Source organism: Flavobacterium aestuarii (genome assembly GCF_040049115.1).
GTDB lineage: Bacteria > Bacteroidota > Bacteroidia > Flavobacteriales > Flavobacteriaceae > Flavobacterium > Flavobacterium aestuarii.
In genome coordinates, this window is the sequence record NZ_JBDLZZ010000002.1 from 380620 (window position 1) to 396645 (window position 16026).

Sequence of the window (16026 nt, forward strand, 5' to 3'; positions counted from 1 at the left end):
AATATAAAATGTTCCTCCTTGATTATTAATATAAAAATAAGAGTCATTTAAATTCATATTAAATCATGGTCTGTATTGTCCTATAGTATTTGATTATTCCACTCCCTCTAGTTACGGACTTTATTCTTGCGGAAATTATTATGACAATCATATTGTAGACTCAACGATTATGGTGAAAACAGAAAACGAACCACAACGTATGAGATTGTCGCTGGAACTTATAACTCTTGGGTAACTTTTTATTGGAATAAACGATAAAAAAAGATGTACATATATTTAAGTACGGAATCCGATTGAATAATAATTATAACTTTTCGAAGGGATTTACCGATGGTGAAATGTTTACTGCAAAATCTTTTGTACTGTCTCCAAGATTAAATTTTGAATGATGTTTTAAAAAAACATAAAAAATGCCTTCAGATTTTGAAGGCATTTTTTGTCTAATACTATTTTTATGAAAGATAAAATTTGATTTTTACCAGCTTCCGCTAGAGCCACCGCCTGAGAATCCGCCTCCGCCAAACCCTCCACCGAAGCCACCGCCTCCTCCACCAAAACCACCGCCTGATGATCCGCCGAAACCGCCGCCGAAACCGCCGCCGAAACCGCCACCGCCGCCTCTTCCAAGACTGCTTAGAAGGATAACGTCCATAAGGCTAGGACCACCGCCTCCTCTGTGGTTACCGGAATTGCCGCCACCCTTGTTTTTGGACAGCAGTATCAAAACGATGATAACAATTACAATAATTGGAAAAATAGGAAAATCACTTCCTTTAGATTGCTGTTTGCGTTCGCCTTTGAACTTACCTTTAAAAACATCGATAATTGCATCGGTTCCTTTGTCAAGACCGTTGTAATAACTTCCGGCTTTAAACTCAGGGATGATGATATTTCGAATTATGGTTCCGCCAATTCCCGCAGTTAAACGGTCTTCAAGTCCGTACCCCGGATTGATAGCGATTTTCTTTTCGTTTTTGGCTAATAGGATAATGACTCCATTATCATCTTTCTCGGTTCCGCCAATTCCCCAGGTTTGTCCCCATTTGGTTGCTAATTGGCTTACATCTTCGTTCTTGAGACTTTCGATAGTAATCACAACAATTTGGGTTGTGGTAGAATCGGAATATTTGATTAGCTTTTCTTCTAATTGTGATTTTTCATCAGCACTTAAAACATTCGCATAATCATAAACCGAAGTCTGAAAATCAGGTTTTTCTGGAATTGTAAATTGTGCAAATAGAAAACTGCTGTTTAAGCAAACTAAAAGATAAAGAAATAATTTCCACCCAGCTTTCTGTTTTTCGACTTTCGGCTTTCGACTTTCTGACTTTTGACTTATTTCCATTATCCTTTTGATATTTCGTTTGATAATTCATTCGTATCACCTTCCTGCCAAGGGAAATGTTCCTTGAGTTTTTCTCCAGCTTTCAAGATTCCATCGATTAATCCTTGTTTAAAATTTCCTTCTTTGAAATGCGCAATCATAACATCGCGTGTACTGTCCCAGAAAGTATTCGTAACAATATCATTGATGCCCTTGTCTCCGCAAATCACAAAGGTTTTGTCCTCGACAGCCAGATAGATTAAAACACCATTTTGCAGTTCGGTTTCATCCATTCTTAATTCGTGAAAAACTTCCATGGCACGATCATAGGCATCGAGCGAAGTTGTTTTTTCTATATGTACCCTAATTTCGCCCGAAGTGTTTTTTTCGGCTATGCGAATAGCTTCAACAATTTCCTGTTCATCTTCGGTGCTTAAAAAATCTTCTACTTTTGACATGGGAATTTTTTTTGAATGAAGATTAACGATTTTTGATTGTAGAATGAATACTTCTACAATCAAAAATCGTTAATCAAAAATCTGAAATCTTTCTAGAATTTTACTTCGACAGGTTTATCAGCGCCTGCAACTGCCTCAAAATAAGCTTTTTTCTGGAATCCAAACATGCCGGCAAATAATGAGTTTGGAAAAGTTGCAATATGATTGTTATAAGGTTTAACGGCCTCATTAAATCTTGTTCTTGCTGTTAAGATCTGATTCTCCGTGCTTGCCAATTCGTCTTGCAGTTTTAAGAAATTCTCATTAGCTTTTAAATCAGGATATTTTTCAACAGAAACAAGTAATTTTGATAAAGAGCTGCTTACTCCGCTTTGCGCTGAATTAAAAGCGGCTAATTGTTCTGGAGAAATGTTGGTAGGATCAACAGTTACAGATGTCGCTTTGGCACGAGCTTCGATTACCGCAGTCAACGTGCTTTTTTCAAAATCGGCTGCACCTTTTACAGTGTTTACTAAATTCCCGATAAGGTCATTTCTTCGCTGATAAGCAGTCTGTACATTACCCCATGACTCCTCAATATTCTGATTTAATGTAACTGCTGTATTGTTTATTCCTTTAACCCAGCTGTATATTCCAATAATTACAACTGCTCCGATAATCCAAGGCAAAAATCTTTTCATGTTTGTCTAATTTTAAGTTTAATATTTAATTGATTTAAAAGTGTAAGTATTTGTTGTTTTTTAATTGCAATTGATTTTTGATATTGACATTGAAATTGTCAAAGCTCATTTTTGATGCTGGTCAGCTGTGCTTTTATGGTTTCTAATTTACGGATAATTTCAAATTTATCCATTGTTTTCTTCTGGCCTTCTTTCAGATGAGTTTTTGCTCCTTCCAATGTGAATCCTCTTTCCTTGACCAGATGGTAGATCAGCTGCAGGTTTTTTATATCTTCGGGTGTGAACATCCGGTTTCCTTTAGCATTTTTCTTTGGTTTCAGAATATCAAATTCACCATCCCAAAAACGGATCAGGGAAGCATTTACGTCAAATGCTTTGGCTACTTCGCCTATGCTGTAATATCTTTTATCTTTTGGTAGTTCAATATGCATGTTTTAGTTTTTTAGTTGTTAGTCCTTAGTTGTTAGCTAATCACTAATCCCTAATTATTTTTTGTCTATATTCTATTCTCTTACTCTATATTCTAATCCAACGACTGATTCTCCTGATTGGCAATTTTTGAAATAGCAACGTATTCCACCGCCGAAATATTGCCGTAATAAAAATTAAGAGGATTTACAACCCTGCCGTTTTTATGCACTTCATAATGCAGGTGTGGTGCTTCGGATCTTCCCGTACTGCCAACATATCCAATAACGTCTCCTCTTTTAACCGATTTTCCAGAACGGCAGTTGTATTTGCTTAAATGGCCATACAGAGTTTCATAGCCGTATCCGTGTCTTATTACAATGTGATTGCCATATCCCGATGCAGTATTGTCAGCTCTTGCCACAACTCCATCGCCTGTGGCATAAATTGGTGTTCCTGTTTTGGCTGTAAAATCCATTCCTTCATGCATTTTTCGTGCTTTTGTAAATGGGTCAGTACGATAACCAAAACCAGAAGCCATCTGTTTTAAATTTTCATTTTTGACAGGCTGTATCGCTGGAATCGCTGCTAATAATTTGCTTTTTGCTTTCGCTAATTCTAAAATTTTATCTAATGATTTCGACTGTATTGCTAGTTCTTTGCTCAATGCATCAACTCTTTCGGTAGTATTAATAACTAATGTCGAGTTATCATAACCCTGCAAGGCTGCATAATGGTTTGTTTTAGTATAGCCTGCCTTTCTTTCTTCCTCAGGAATAGCCGCTATGTTAAAATAAACCCGGTATAAATTATTGTCCCGGTCCTCAATATCTTCAATTACATCATCAATCTGATCCATTTTTTTGTTCAAAATGGCATAATTCAATTTTAAATTTTCAATTTCACGTTCCAGGGTTCTGTCTTTTGGCGTGTCAAAATAAGGTGTGTTCAATAATATCACAAAGGTCAAAAAGCCAAACAGCGCCGAGGCCGACAAAAATAGCATAGCATAGCCTAATTTTCGTCTCTTTCTGATTTTTATCTTTCGATAGGCAAGATTTACGGAATCGTAATAATATTTTACTTTCGCCATATTTTAAAATACCCTATTTTTGCAAATTATTTAAAAGGTAAGTCGAACAAATTTAATAAATGTTTCAAATGTTCGAGTCTTTTTTTAATAATAAATATAATGTGCCTAATCCAGCTATCCGCTGCAAGTTCTCGTTTAGAAAACTTTTTTTTTCTAATGAGCCGGCAGGAGCTTCCTCTGGTCGCTCTGCCATCTCAAGAAAAAATAAGTTTCTAAATCTCGAAGCTTTCCACTGCTATCTGGGGCAAAAAAAGTTGATTTGTTGATATGGTTATTCGTTCATTCGAGCAAAACCGATTAACCAATTAAACAATAACCGATTAAACAACTAAAATGAAATCACAAGACGTACGCAAGCAATTCCTAGATTTTTTCGAAAGCAAAGGACACTTAATCGTTCCTTCGGCTCCAATAGTTCTAAAGGACGACCCAACCCTGATGTTTAACAACTCTGGAATGGCGCAATTCAAGGAATATTTTCTTGGTCATGGAACTCCAAAAAGCAACAGAATTGCCGATACGCAAAAATGTCTTCGTGTTTCCGGAAAACATAATGACCTAGAGGAAGTAGGTATCGATACCTATCACCACACAATGTTCGAAATGCTGGGGAACTGGTCTTTTGGCGATTATTTCAAGAAAGAAGCTATTCATTGGGCTTGGGAATTACTGACAGAGGTTTATAAAATTCCAAAGGATATTTTGTATGTTTCCGTTTTTGAAGGAAATCCCGCTGAAAATGTGCCTTTTGACCAGGAAGCCTGGGATATCTGGAAAGAATTAATTGACGAAGACCGAATCATTCTGGGTAACAAAAAAGACAATTTCTGGGAAATGGGTGATCAGGGACCATGCGGACCTTGTTCTGAAATTCATGTGGATATCCGCTCTGCCGAAGAAAAAGCTTTGGTTTCTGGTAAATCTTTAGTAAATGCTGATCATCCTCATGTAGTTGAGATTTGGAACAACGTATTTATGGAATTCAACCGTAAAGCCGATGGTTCCCTTGAGAAATTACCTGCGCAGCACGTAGATACAGGAATGGGATTTGAGCGTCTTTGTATGGTTTTACAGGGAGTTCAGTCAAATTATGATACTGACGTTTTTACACCGCTGATCAGAGAAATCGAAACGATTACCGGAACGAAATATACAGTTAAGGCAAAAGACGAAGCCGAGGAAAAAATTAATATTGCAATTCGTGTAATTGCAGATCACGTCCGTGCGGTTGCTTTTGCTATTGCCGATGGCCAGTTGCCTTCGAATACTGGAGCTGGTTATGTAATCCGCAGAATTTTGCGTCGTGCTATCCGTTATGGCTTTACTTTCTTAAATACAAAAGAGCCATTCATATATAGATTGGTTGACACTTTGAGTGCACAAATGGGCAGTTCATTCCCAGAAATCCGTTCACAAAAAGCATTGTGTTCCAATGTGATTCGTGAGGAAGAAAGTTCTTTCCTGCGTACTTTAGATCAAGGATTGGTATTATTGGATGCGGTGATTAGTACCAATTCAGGAACTGTTATAGATGGCAAAAAAGCATTCGAATTGTATGATACGTATGGTTTTCCAATCGATTTAACGGCTTTGATCCTTTCTGAAAAAGGATTGGAACTGGACGAAAAAGGATTTCAGGAGCAATTGCAATTGCAAAAAGAGCGTTCCCGTGCCGCTTCGAAAGTTACGGCTGGAGACTGGAATGTTTTGCTCGAAGATGATGTTCAGGAATTTGTAGGTTACGACCGATTGAGACACAATGTAAAAATCACGAAATACCGCAGAGTAGACAGTGTGAAGGACGGTGAAATTTATCAGCTGGTTTTTAATGCTACACCATTTTATGGAGAAAGCGGAGGACAAACAGGGGATAAAGGATATTTGGAAGCTTCAAACGGAGATATCATTTATATTATCGATACCAAAAAAGAAAACAATCAAACGATACATCTTACCCAATCGCTTCCGGATAATCTGACCGATAGTTTTGTGGCTGTTGTAGATGAAATCCAAAGAGCAAAAACATCTTCAAATCACTCGGCAACTCACTTGCTGCACCAAGGATTGAGAAAAATACTGGGAACTCACATTGAACAGAAAGGATCGATGGTTCGAAATGCTTCACTGCGTTTTGACTTTTCACACTTTTCTAAAGTAACCGAGGATGAACTTAAAGAAGTAGAGGATTTTGTGAATGCAAGAATCCGTGAAAATCTGCCTTTGATTGAAAAAAGAGGAATTCCAAAAGACCAGGCTTTGCAGGAAGGTGCAATTGCTTTGTTTGGAGAGAAATATGGTGATGTAGTGCGAATGATTAAATTTGGTGATTCAGTGGAATTGTGCGGAGGGACTCACGTGAAAAACACAAGCGATATCTGGCATTTTAAAATTGTGTCCGAAGGAGCTGTAGCAGCAGGAATCCGTCGTATTGAAGCAATTACCAGCGAAGCGGCTAAGGATTTCTTCGAATCACAATTGATAACTTTTGCCGAAATAAGAGAGGTGCTGAAAAATGCTGTTGATCCTGTAAAAGCAATTCAGGCAATGCAGGACGAAAACGCTTCGCTTAAAAAACAATTGGAAGTTTTATTGAAAGATAAAGCCAAAAATATGAAAGGCGAGTTATCCAAAGAATTACAGGAAATTAACGGAATTCAGTTCCTTGCTAAACAAGTTGATCTGAGCCCGGAAGGAGCAAAAGATTTAGCGTATGAATTAGGGACATTAGGGACTAATTTATTCCTAGTATTGGCAACTGCCGATGGTGGAAAACCAATGCTGTCCTGTTATATCTCCAAAGAATTGGTCGCTGATAAAAAACTAAACGCTGGCCAAGTGGTTCGTGAATTAGGCAAATACATCCAAGGTGGTGGTGGTGGTCAGCCTTTCTTTGCTACTGCAGGAGGTAAAAATACTGATGGAATTGCTGAAGCTTTGGCTAAAGCGGTTGAGTTTGTGAAGTAGATTTTCTTGCAAATAGAGTATTTATATAGAGATCTCAAGAAGGTTGTTTAGTGACTTTCTTGAGTTTTTTTTTGTTAAAAAAAGTAAAATTTATTTAGGTTAGTACTTTTAAAATATTTTATATTTGTGATTATATTAATGTAAAACTTACAAAAAAATGAAAAAAATTTCGCCCCTTCTTTCAGCTTTAATTTTCATTATAATTTCATCTTGTTCAGGTGATGATTCATCTTCGGATTCAGGCAATAATTTGGTGTTACCTAAAACAATAACTATGACTTTTCCTGATTTTCCATCGGATAATAGTAAAGATGTAATAACTTATGATGGAAATAAGATTTTAACTTCGGTAGATGAGAATTCAAAAACTGTTTTTACTTATGATGGAAATTTTATAGTTAAGCAGGTGAAATTTGAAATAGATAATAGTGGGAAAGAAGTTAAAGATGTTGAGGTATCTTACATTTACGAAAATGGAAAACTAAAAATAAGAACCTTAAAAGAAGAATTTTCTACTGAATATCCAAACGGGCAGTATGTTTATAAAACAGTATATAAGTATATTTCGGATAATCAGGTTTCATATATTTATTATTATGTTGATCCAAATACAAAAAATGAAACTAAACAATCTGAAGGAACTTTAAGCTACAAAGATGGTAATCTTGTAAAACAAGAAGATATTTCCACCCAATATAATGAAACAAGGACTTACGAATATGATAATAAAAATAACCCTCTGAAAAAAATTTTAGGTTTAAATTTGTTGTTAAACGAAACTGGATGGAATAATAATAATGTTGTAAAAACAACTAGAGTTAATAGCACATTTCAGTCTCCATCAGTTTATGTAAGTGATTATATTTATGATGATAAAGGCTATCCAACGAAACACACATCATTTACGAGTGATGGAAAAAAAATAGAGTATGTAACTGAGTATACATATTAAACAATTGCTACCCCGGTAAAAATATTGATGGAATTGCTGAGGCTTTAGAGAAAGCTGTTGAGTTTGTGAAGTAAGTTCAGAAATTTGAATCATAATAAAATTTACAGATTTCAGATGATGAATTTTATGCATTCAATCTGAAAACTGTTTTTTTTCTTCTGTCTATTCGAATAGTTCACCACGGTGTGGTTTCAGAGCATCTCTTACTTCAATCATATTTTCTTCCTGAACAACTATATAGGCAATCGCATACATTTCATCTAAAATCTCAAACCCGGTGATGTTTATCGGTAATTTTTCAATGACGATATATTCTTTCAGATGAATTTCGTGATGTTCGGCTGTTTTTGCCGAAGCTGGACCCCGAAAATCCCATATTAGTTTTATTTTTCTGGACATTATTTTTATTGTGAAGTTTGAAAGCAACAAAGGTACAAAGTCATTTTGAAATCGATTTTAGATTAAATAATTAATTTCAGTTCCAAAATAGTATTTTTGCATCTTCTTTTCATAGCAAGAAAAGCTAATTGAATAAATACAATACAATGCCAAGAGAACTTTTACTTCAGGTAACTCCAGAAATAGCTGCAAATGATTTGCTGCTAAAAGATTATTTATCGAAACAGATTAAAGTTCCGACAAATGAAATACAGCATATTGCCATTTTAAAACGCTCCATTGATGCGCGTCAGAAAGCGATTAAAATCAATTTGAAAGTTTCGATTTATTTTAGAGGGGAATTATTTCAGGAAAACAAAATAGAATTACCGGATTATAAAAATGTTTCCAATGCACAGGAGGTTATTGTAGTTGGAGCAGGGCCAGCAGGACTTTTTGCAGCTTTGCAATTAATAGAGTTAGGTTTGAAACCAATTGTTATCGAACGAGGAAAAGACGTTCGTGGCCGCCGCCGTGATCTGAAAGCGATTAATCGGGATCATATTGTAAACGAAGATTCTAATTATTGTTTTGGCGAAGGAGGAGCAGGAACCTATTCGGATGGGAAATTATACACCCGTTCCAAAAAGCGTGGTGATGTCAATAGGATACTGGAATTACTGGTAGCTTTTGGTGCCACGGGTGATATATTGGTAGATGCTCATCCGCACATTGGAACCAATAAATTACCCCAGATTATACAGGATATCCGTGAAAAAATAATCGAATGCGGCGGACAGGTTTTATTCGAAACCCGTTTGACTGATATTTTGATAAAAAATAATGAAGTACAGGGAATTGTAACTCAAAGTGGCGATACAATTTTAGCTAATAAATTGATTCTGGCTACTGGACATTCTGCTCGCGATATTTTTGAATTATTAGATAAAAAGAAAGTCCTTATTGAGGCTAAACCTTTTGCCTTGGGCGTACGAGCCGAGCATCCGCAGTCATTGATTGACAGTATTCAGTACAGCTGTGATTATCGCGGTGAACATTTGCCTCCTGCGCCATACTCTATAGTGAAACAGGTAAACGGGCGCGGTATGTATTCATTTTGCATGTGTCCTGGCGGTGTGATTGCACCTTGCGCTACAAGTCCGGGTGAAGTAGTAACTAATGGCTGGTCGCCGTCCAAGAGAGATCAGTCAACGGCCAATTCTGGAATTGTAGTCGAATTGAAACTGGAAGATTTTAAACCTTTTGCAAAATTCGGAGCTTTGGCAGGAATGGAATTTCAAAAAAGTATCGAACAGAAAGCGTGGCATCTGGCAGGGGAAACCCAAAAAGTTCCAGCCCAGCGAATGGTCGATTTCACCCAAAATAAAGTTTCTGCAGACATTCCTAAAACTTCTTATGTTCCGGGAACCATTTCGGTAGAAATGGGACAGGTTTTTCCTGGATTCCTTTCACAAATATTAAGACAGGGATTTTCAGAATTTGGAAAATCAATGAAAGGGTATTTGACCAATGAAGCGATTTTGCATGCTCCCGAATCTAGAACTTCTTCACCTGTGCGAATTCCCAGAGATGCTTATACATACGAACATCTGCAGATAAAAGGTCTCTATCCGTGCGGTGAAGGAGCTGGTTATGCAGGAGGTATTATTTCTGCCGCGATTGACGGTGAAAAATGTGCTTTGAAAATTGCTGAGGTTTTGCAAAAATAATTTTTATATAATACAAAGAATGGGGTCAATGGTCATAACTTACCATTCTTGAAATTTTCCATTGGCTGCCTACTTTTTTCCAAATAGCAAGAAATTTAAAAGTGCCTATTTCTTCTTTTCCATTTTCAATGTGGCGAAATTGATGCGTGGCAGTTTCAATGGCTCCAAAATCCTTTATGGGATGTACTTCGAGACTGCCTTTGACTAAATTCCGGGTGAGTTTGTTTTCATTTTTAAACATTTTTTCAAAATTTGAAAAAACAGTTTCATAAGAGATTAAGCCTCCATTGTCTTGATACCATTCCAGATTTTCGGTAAACAAAGGTTTGAATTTAGCCATGTCTTTGGCATTGAATGCATCAAAAAGCTGTGTATCCATTGAAGCAATTTCGTTGTACAGTTCCTGTGAAGTGGGGGCAACTTTTTTTTCTTGAGCCGAAGTTAGATTTAGGCTTAGAATAAATAGAAATAAGAAGAAAAAGCTTTGGTATCTGTATTTGCTTTTATTCATATTTTTTTAGATTAATGACTTTATAAAGATAGGAAAAGAATATTTTGTTTTGTTAAAAGCTGTTTTTTAGTGTTTTATGAAAAATAATGATTTGATTCGGTTTACATCTATCGTTTGAGAATCTGGTAATTCTAAGAAATAATCCAATTGCCATTTCTGTGTTTTTTGGGCTTGTTTACTGGTTGTAATATCCCAAGGCGGATAAACACGAATGGCACGTTTTCCCTCTTTTTTGTCCGAAACAATTTCCTTGGTTATGAAAACTGATTTAGGGAAAATAAACAGCCCGAAGTGATTGTCTTTTCTAGTGCTGACAGCAAATAAATCAATTGGATCGGCAGCGTCAAAAGGCTGAATTGAACCTTGATTTATTCTTTTCCAGAATGTCACAAACTGCCCGGTTTTAGCAGGAGTGATTTTTGCAGTTCGGAAAACAATATTTAAATTATTTAGAACAAAACGGCAGGCTCCATATTCAGTACTTTCTGCTTCGAGAATGGGCTGCGTGGTTTTGAAATCATAATTATCAAAAAGTCTTTCTTTGACTAAAATTAAATCTTCGGGTAAACTTTCTGATGCAGTCCAAGACTTTTGTGTAATCATTTGAAAATGAATTTGATGTTTTGATAAATAATAAAGCCGAAATGGATTTCGGCTTGTGAGATTTGAAAAATTACTTTTTAGTTTTCAGCTTGTCTTTAAAGACTTTTTCAAATTTTTCAATTTTTGGCTGAATAACCATTTGACAGTATGGCTGATTCTTGTTATTGGCATAATAATTCTGATGATAATCTTCGGCTTTGTAAAATTTAGTAAAAGGTTCTATCGTAGTAACAATTGGATTTTGGTAAACCTTTGCTTTGTTTAGCTCAGCAATAATGGATTGTGCTTCTTTTTTTTGTTCTTCATCATTATAAAAAATAACAGATCTGTATTGCGTTCCTTTATCAGCTCCTTGTCTGTTAAGGGTTGTTGGATCATGAACGGTAAAAAACACTTTAAAAATCTCATCAAGACTGGTTACATTTTTGTCAAAAGTAATTTGTACCACTTCAGCATGACCTGTGGTACCGGAACAGACTTCTTCATAACTTGGGTTAACAATTTTTCCGCCCGAAAACCCTGAAACAACTGATTTTACACCTTTCAGATTTTCATAAACAGCTTCTACACACCAGTAACAGCCACCGCCAAGAGTTATAGTTTCAAAATTAGATTGTGTCATTTTTTTAGTTTTAGTATTGTTTTGGGAAAATGATATTCCGCTAAATAGTAAACAGAGCAAAATTAATGTTTTCGTTTTCATCATGATCGGGTTTTAATTTTTATTTAGCATCTGGTTCAAAATCAAGTGCAATGGAATTCATGCAGTATCTTTTGCCGGTTGGAGCCGGGCCATCATCGAATAAGTGCCCTAGATGTCCGCCACATCTGCCACAAAGCGCTTCAATTCTTTCCATACCAATAGAATTATCTTCCTTGAATACTATACTTTTTTTATTTTCCTGTTCAAAGAAACTTGGCCATCCACAGCTGCTGGCAAATTTGGCTCCCGAACGGAAAAGCAGATTCCCGCAGGCTGCGCAGTAATAAGTTCCTTTTACATCGGTATTCCAATATTTGCCTGTAAAAGGCCTTTCGGTATCGGCTTTTCGCGAAACTAAATACACGTCTTCCGGCAGGATTTTTTTCCATTCAGCATCGGTAAGATTCAGTTTCGTAGTGTCTGTGTGTGAATAATAAGGGTTTTTAGATTTACTTGAAGCATCAGCCAAAATGGTTTCATTATTTTTGGCTTCTTTATTCTGCCCGCAAGCTTGAAAAACAAATAAAGGGAGTAGTAATAAAATGAAAAAAAAAGACGTTGCTTTCATATACACAGGTTTTATATATCAAATTTAATAGAAGTTTAGAGCAATGATTATGTCATTTTGAAAACTTTATGAGTTTATTATATGCAAAAAAAGTAATTTGGAAATTCTACGAGCAGGATTAAAAGGGATTTTATTGAAATGATTTCAGCAGAAAAGCAAATGCATCTTTACCAAATTAAAAAGGTATCTTTTTTGTACTTTTGCTCTATCAATGCATAATATGGAAGAAGAAAAAGTAATATTAGTAAATGAATTAGATGAGCAGATTGGCTTAATGCCAAAGCTGGAAGCACATGAAAAAGCCATTTTGCATCGTGCTTTTTCTGTATTTGTGTTAAATGATAAAAGCGAAATTATGCTGCAGCAAAGAGCACATCAAAAATATCATTCTCCATTATTGTGGACCAATACCTGCTGCAGCCATCAGCGGGAAGGAGAAACCAATATTCAGGCTGGTAATCGCAGGTTGTATGAGGAAATGGGTTTTAACACCGAACTGAAGGAACTTTTTCATTTTATTTACAAAGCCCCTTTTGATAATGGATTGACTGAACATGAGCTCGATCATGTGATGATTGGTTATTATAATGGAGAGCCAGAAATTAATAAGGATGAAGTCGAGGCTTGGAAATGGATGAAAATTGATGACATTCAAAATGATATGATGGAGAATCCAAAAGATTATACTGTTTGGTTTAAAATTATTTTCGATGAATTTTATCATTTTTTGGAAGAGCATGCATTAGAACAAAGAAATTAATCCTGCAATTGCCAAATTTAAATTCTTAAAGCCCGTATGAGAGTTACTATATCTAGGAAAGCCCATTTTAATGCAGCTCATCGTTTGTATCGGAAGGATTGGACTTTTGAACAGAATGATGCTGTTTTTGGCAAATGTAATAATGTCAATTTTCATGGTCATAATTATGAATTAATAGTGAGTGTCACTGGTGAAATTGATAAAGAAACTGGTTATGTCATGGATGTGAAATTCCTGACAGATATTATCAAAGCTGAAGTTGAAGATCAATTCGATCATAAAAATCTGAATCTGGATGTACCGGAATTTCAGGATATGAATCCCACAGCAGAAAATATTGTAGTGGTGATTTGGAATAAAATCCGGAAAAAAGTAAAGCCAGAACTTGATTTGGAAGTGGTGCTTTATGAAACTCCCCGTAATTTTGTAACTTATAAAGGAGAATAAATGGAATTAAAAGCAGGGGATAAAATTCCAGTTTTTACTGCAAAGGATACTAATGGAAATGACTTTGACAGTAACGAGGTGATTGGGAAAAAAGCATTGGTTATTTATTTTTATCCAAAAGATAATACTCCAGGATGTACTGCTCAAGCCTGTAGTTTTAGAGATCAGTACGAGGATTTTAAAGATCTTGGAGCTGAAGTGATAGGAATTAGCAGTGATAGCGTCATTTCACATCAAAAGTTTTCACAACAATATAAGTTACCCTTTATTCTTTTGTCTGATTCGGATAAGAAAATCAGAACCCTTTTTGGAGTACCTTCTAATCTGTTTGGATTAATGCCAGGCAGGGTTACTTATGTGGCTGATAAAACTGGTACAATAATTATGGTTTTTGACAGTATGAAAGCAAAAAATCATATTCCAAAGGCGCTTGAAGCAATTAAAGGATTACTATCATAAAATGACAAAATAGTAGTATTGTTTGGTTGTAAAAATTCAGAAATTTGTAAATAAAAAAATATGAATTCAAAAATATATCCATTACAGTTTGATGCCATTCTCAAGGAAAGAATCTGGGGAGGCGAAAAGTTAAAAACCATTCTGAATAAACCAATTATATCCAGTATTACTGGAGAAAGCTGGGAGTTATCTACGGTAGAAGGAGATGTAAGTGTTGTGGCAAACGGAGAATATAAAGGGAAATCATTGATCGATTTAATCAATGAATACCCAGATGAAATTCTGGGAACAGCAGTTCATCAAAGATTTGGAAAACAATTTCCATTGCTGTTCAAATATCTTGATGCTCGCGAAGATCTTTCTATTCAGGTGCATCCTAATGACGAATTAGCTAAAAAACGCCACAATTCTTTCGGGAAAACAGAGATGTGGTATGTTATGCAGGCTGATACCGATGCCAGAATTATTGTTGGATTTAAGAATGATTCCAGCGCAAAGGAATATATGGATCATCTCAATGATAAAACACTGATTGATATATTAGATACCGTAAAAGCAAAACCAGGAGATGTCTTTTTCTTAGAAACAGGGACGGTTCACGCTATTGGAGCTGGGCTGGTCATAGCCGAAATACAGCAGACCTCGGATATCACTTATCGTTTATATGATTTTGACAGGAAAGATGCTCAGGGAAATACCCGAGAACTTCACGTTGATTTGGCTTTGGATGCTATTAATTATAAAAAAGTCGATACTTATAAAGAATATGCCAAAGAAGTAAATAAATCGAATACAGTAGTTGATTGCCCTTACTTTACAACTAATTTTATTCCGCTTGAAAATGAAAAAAATGTAGTTAATTCTGGGGCTTCTTTTGTCGTATATATGTGTGCAGAAGGTTCGTTTGAAATAGATTACAACGGAGTTGCATATGAATATAAAAAAGGAGATACAATTCTTATTCCAGCAGCAATGAAAGATTATAATCTGAAGGGAAAAGCTTCAATTTTAGAAATTTACATTTCATAGATGTAAAATTCTTTTTTATAGATTCATTTATGATATCGCTCCTTATTTATGTGCTTTGTTGGTAGCAGATTGTTTTTATGGCGATTTCATAGTTGGGAATAAGAAGATTATGTGTACTTTTGCAGACGCAAATTAAATAAAAAATAAAATGGCAAACGTTAAGAATTTAAAGAAAGACATCAACTACGTTTTAGGTGATATTATTGAGGCAGTTTACTTGTTCGAAATTTCTACAACAGGAAAACCAACAGATGAAACGAATGCATTAATTGATGAAGCGATTACTGCATTTGATAGTTTAATCGCAAAAGTAAACGCAAAAAACGTTGAAAACAAGAAAGCACATTTCAAACAGATAAATGTAGAATTGGAACAAACTGCTAATCAATTGATTGCTAAGATCAACGAATTGCAGTAAAAAAAAGGGCAAAAAAGTTTGAATTTATTTTGGAAAAACGAAATTCACGCTTATCTTTGCACCCGTAATGAGGCCGATGTAGCTCAGCTGGCTAGAGCAGCTGATTTGTAATCAGCAGGTCGTGGGTTCGAGTCCCTCTATCGGCTCAAAAAACCATCTATTTTTATTTATTTAGATGGTTTTTTATTTAAATTTTAGCATTACAAAAAAAACATATTGAATAGGCCGATGTAGCTCAGCTGGCTAGAGCAGCTGATTTGTAATCAGCAGGTCGTGGGTTCGAGTCCCTCTATCGGCTCTTAATAAAAACCATTTAACACATTGTGTTAAATGGTTTTTTTGTTATGGATGGTTTGTAAAAATTTGTGGAAGTTTGGGATCAGGTGCAAAAGTTGGGGATTAAGCAAAAAGATTTGATAATCTGAAGAGGAAAAAATGGATCAGGTGCAAAAGTTGGGGATTAGGCAAAAAGATTTGATAATCTGAAGAGGAAAAAATCTACTTTTCTTACTCCTCTGAACTGGCTTCTAAACGCTTTTAT

18 protein-coding genes and 2 tRNA genes are annotated in these 16026 nt (G+C 35.6%); 10 read left to right on the top strand and 10 right to left on the bottom strand.

Annotated elements, in window-relative coordinates; translation table 11 throughout:
- Positions 1 to 475 precede the first annotated feature (475 nt).
- The 5 genes from ABEG11_RS03655 to ABEG11_RS03675 all read right to left on the bottom strand — a co-directional run bounded on the left by ABEG11_RS03655 (position 476) and on the right by ABEG11_RS03675 (position 3963).
- On the bottom strand, positions 476 to 1345 hold the full coding sequence (locus ABEG11_RS03655; protein WP_348822836.1) for a TPM domain-containing protein: 870 nt from the start codon (positions 1343 to 1345) through the stop codon (positions 476 to 478).
- A complete protein-coding gene (locus tag ABEG11_RS03660; protein ID WP_348822837.1) occupies positions 1345 to 1782 on the bottom strand; it encodes a TPM domain-containing protein in 438 nt (145 codons plus the stop codon). Before ABEG11_RS03660 ends, ABEG11_RS03655 begins: the two co-directional genes overlap by 1 nt.
- 92 nt (positions 1783 to 1874) lie before the next feature.
- Positions 1875 to 2462 carry a LemA family protein gene (locus tag ABEG11_RS03665; protein WP_348822838.1) on the bottom strand — a complete coding sequence of 196 codons (588 nt, stop codon included), beginning with the start codon at positions 2460 to 2462 and terminating at the stop codon, positions 1875 to 1877.
- 98 nt (positions 2463 to 2560) lie between these two features.
- Entirely contained in the window at positions 2561 to 2893 is a 333-nt protein-coding gene (locus tag ABEG11_RS03670) for a MerR family transcriptional regulator (RefSeq protein ID WP_348822839.1), read from the bottom strand.
- Between the two features lie 92 nt (positions 2894 to 2985).
- Entirely contained in the window at positions 2986 to 3963 is a 978-nt protein-coding gene (locus ABEG11_RS03675) for a peptidoglycan DD-metalloendopeptidase family protein (protein ID WP_348822840.1), read from the bottom strand.
- Between the two features lie 333 nt (positions 3964 to 4296).
- Here ABEG11_RS03675 and alaS point away from each other — a divergent pair, with 333 nt between their 5' ends.
- Positions 4297 to 6927 (top strand): alanine--tRNA ligase, encoded by a 2631-nt coding sequence (gene alaS, locus ABEG11_RS03680; RefSeq protein WP_348822841.1) that lies wholly within the window; start codon positions 4297 to 4299, stop codon positions 6925 to 6927.
- Between the two features lie 157 nt (positions 6928 to 7084).
- The gene (locus ABEG11_RS03685; RefSeq protein ID WP_348822842.1) at positions 7085 to 7879 is read left to right on the top strand and encodes a hypothetical protein; all 795 of its coding nucleotides are present in this window, start codon (positions 7085 to 7087) and stop codon (positions 7877 to 7879) included.
- A gap of 162 nt (positions 7880 to 8041) precedes the next feature.
- On the opposite strand, the gene ABEG11_RS03690 is transcribed toward ABEG11_RS03685, so the two are convergent.
- Complete coding sequence (locus ABEG11_RS03690) at positions 8042 to 8278, bottom strand: hypothetical protein (protein ID WP_348822843.1); 237 nt, start codon at positions 8276 to 8278, stop codon at positions 8042 to 8044.
- A 146-nt stretch (positions 8279 to 8424) separates the two neighbouring features.
- On the opposite strand from ABEG11_RS03690, the gene ABEG11_RS03695 reads away from it, so the two are divergent.
- A complete protein-coding gene (locus ABEG11_RS03695) occupies positions 8425 to 9987 on the top strand; it encodes an NAD(P)/FAD-dependent oxidoreductase (RefSeq protein ID WP_348822844.1) in 1563 nt (520 codons plus the stop codon).
- Between the two features lie 25 nt (positions 9988 to 10012).
- On the opposite strand, the gene ABEG11_RS03700 is transcribed toward ABEG11_RS03695, so the two are convergent.
- From ABEG11_RS03700 to msrB, 4 genes are all read right to left on the bottom strand, one after another.
- Complete coding sequence (locus tag ABEG11_RS03700) at positions 10013 to 10498, bottom strand: nuclear transport factor 2 family protein (protein ID WP_348822845.1); 486 nt, start codon at positions 10496 to 10498, stop codon at positions 10013 to 10015.
- Positions 10499 to 10564: 66 nt separating this feature from the next.
- The gene (locus tag ABEG11_RS03705) at positions 10565 to 11101 is read right to left on the bottom strand and encodes a MepB family protein (RefSeq protein ID WP_348822846.1); all 537 of its coding nucleotides are present in this window, start codon (positions 11099 to 11101) and stop codon (positions 10565 to 10567) included.
- Between the two features lie 70 nt (positions 11102 to 11171).
- Complete coding sequence (gene msrA, locus ABEG11_RS03710; RefSeq protein WP_435302825.1) at positions 11172 to 11807, bottom strand: peptide-methionine (S)-S-oxide reductase MsrA; 636 nt, start codon at positions 11805 to 11807, stop codon at positions 11172 to 11174.
- A 16-nt stretch (positions 11808 to 11823) separates the two neighbouring features.
- Positions 11824 to 12372, bottom strand: coding sequence for a peptide-methionine (R)-S-oxide reductase MsrB (msrB, locus tag ABEG11_RS03715; RefSeq protein WP_348822848.1), 549 nt, complete (start codon positions 12370 to 12372; stop codon positions 11824 to 11826).
- A gap of 220 nt (positions 12373 to 12592) precedes the next feature.
- Between msrB and idi the strand changes: the two genes are divergently transcribed.
- The 7 genes from idi to ABEG11_RS03750 all read left to right on the top strand — a co-directional run bounded on the left by idi (position 12593) and on the right by ABEG11_RS03750 (position 15783).
- A complete protein-coding gene (gene idi / locus ABEG11_RS03720) occupies positions 12593 to 13132 on the top strand; it encodes an isopentenyl-diphosphate Delta-isomerase (protein ID WP_348822849.1) in 540 nt (179 codons plus the stop codon).
- A 36-nt stretch (positions 13133 to 13168) separates the two neighbouring features.
- Positions 13169 to 13579, top strand: a complete 411-nt coding sequence (locus ABEG11_RS03725; RefSeq protein ID WP_348822850.1) for a 6-pyruvoyl trahydropterin synthase family protein — start codon at positions 13169 to 13171, stop codon at positions 13577 to 13579.
- The gene (locus ABEG11_RS03730) at positions 13580 to 14038 is read left to right on the top strand and encodes a peroxiredoxin (protein WP_348822851.1); all 459 of its coding nucleotides are present in this window, start codon (positions 13580 to 13582) and stop codon (positions 14036 to 14038) included.
- Positions 14039 to 14098: 60 nt separating this feature from the next.
- Positions 14099 to 15067, top strand: coding sequence for a type I phosphomannose isomerase catalytic subunit (locus tag ABEG11_RS03735; protein ID WP_348822852.1), 969 nt, complete (start codon positions 14099 to 14101; stop codon positions 15065 to 15067).
- A 148-nt stretch (positions 15068 to 15215) separates the two neighbouring features.
- Complete coding sequence (locus tag ABEG11_RS03740; protein WP_348822853.1) at positions 15216 to 15485, top strand: hypothetical protein; 270 nt, start codon at positions 15216 to 15218, stop codon at positions 15483 to 15485.
- Between the two features lie 72 nt (positions 15486 to 15557).
- Positions 15558 to 15631, top strand: a tRNA-Thr gene (locus ABEG11_RS03745).
- A 78-nt stretch (positions 15632 to 15709) separates the two neighbouring features.
- Positions 15710 to 15783, top strand: a tRNA-Thr gene (locus ABEG11_RS03750).
- The last annotated feature ends 243 nt before the right edge of the window (positions 15784 to 16026 follow it).

Coding starts and splice junctions, on each gene's coding strand:
- ABEG11_RS03655 (WP_348822836.1), bottom strand. CDS start 1,345: ATGGAAATAAGTCAAAAGTCAGAAAGTCGAAAGCCGAAAGTCGAAAAA.
- ABEG11_RS03660 (WP_348822837.1), bottom strand. CDS start 1,782: ATGTCAAAAGTAGAAGATTTTTTAAGCACCGAAGATGAACAGGAAATT.
- ABEG11_RS03665 (WP_348822838.1), bottom strand. CDS start 2,462: ATGAAAAGATTTTTGCCTTGGATTATCGGAGCAGTTGTAATTATTGGA.
- ABEG11_RS03670 (WP_348822839.1), bottom strand. CDS start 2,893: ATGCATATTGAACTACCAAAAGATAAAAGATATTACAGCATAGGCGAA.
- ABEG11_RS03675 (WP_348822840.1), bottom strand. CDS start 3,963: ATGGCGAAAGTAAAATATTATTACGATTCCGTAAATCTTGCCTATCGA.
- alaS (WP_348822841.1), top strand. CDS start 4,297: ATGAAATCACAAGACGTACGCAAGCAATTCCTAGATTTTTTCGAAAGC.
- ABEG11_RS03685 (WP_348822842.1), top strand. CDS start 7,085: ATGAAAAAAATTTCGCCCCTTCTTTCAGCTTTAATTTTCATTATAATT.
- ABEG11_RS03690 (WP_348822843.1), bottom strand. CDS start 8,278: ATGTCCAGAAAAATAAAACTAATATGGGATTTTCGGGGTCCAGCTTCG.
- ABEG11_RS03695 (WP_348822844.1), top strand. CDS start 8,425: ATGCCAAGAGAACTTTTACTTCAGGTAACTCCAGAAATAGCTGCAAAT.
- ABEG11_RS03700 (WP_348822845.1), bottom strand. CDS start 10,498: ATGAATAAAAGCAAATACAGATACCAAAGCTTTTTCTTCTTATTTCTA.
- ABEG11_RS03705 (WP_348822846.1), bottom strand. CDS start 11,101: ATGATTACACAAAAGTCTTGGACTGCATCAGAAAGTTTACCCGAAGAT.
- msrA (WP_435302825.1), bottom strand. CDS start 11,807: ATGATGAAAACGAAAACATTAATTTTGCTCTGTTTACTATTTAGCGGA.
- msrB (WP_348822848.1), bottom strand. CDS start 12,372: ATGAAAGCAACGTCTTTTTTTTTCATTTTATTACTACTCCCTTTATTT.
- idi (WP_348822849.1), top strand. CDS start 12,593: ATGGAAGAAGAAAAAGTAATATTAGTAAATGAATTAGATGAGCAGATT.
- ABEG11_RS03725 (WP_348822850.1), top strand. CDS start 13,169: ATGAGAGTTACTATATCTAGGAAAGCCCATTTTAATGCAGCTCATCGT.
- ABEG11_RS03730 (WP_348822851.1), top strand. CDS start 13,580: ATGGAATTAAAAGCAGGGGATAAAATTCCAGTTTTTACTGCAAAGGAT.
- ABEG11_RS03735 (WP_348822852.1), top strand. CDS start 14,099: ATGAATTCAAAAATATATCCATTACAGTTTGATGCCATTCTCAAGGAA.
- ABEG11_RS03740 (WP_348822853.1), top strand. CDS start 15,216: ATGGCAAACGTTAAGAATTTAAAGAAAGACATCAACTACGTTTTAGGT.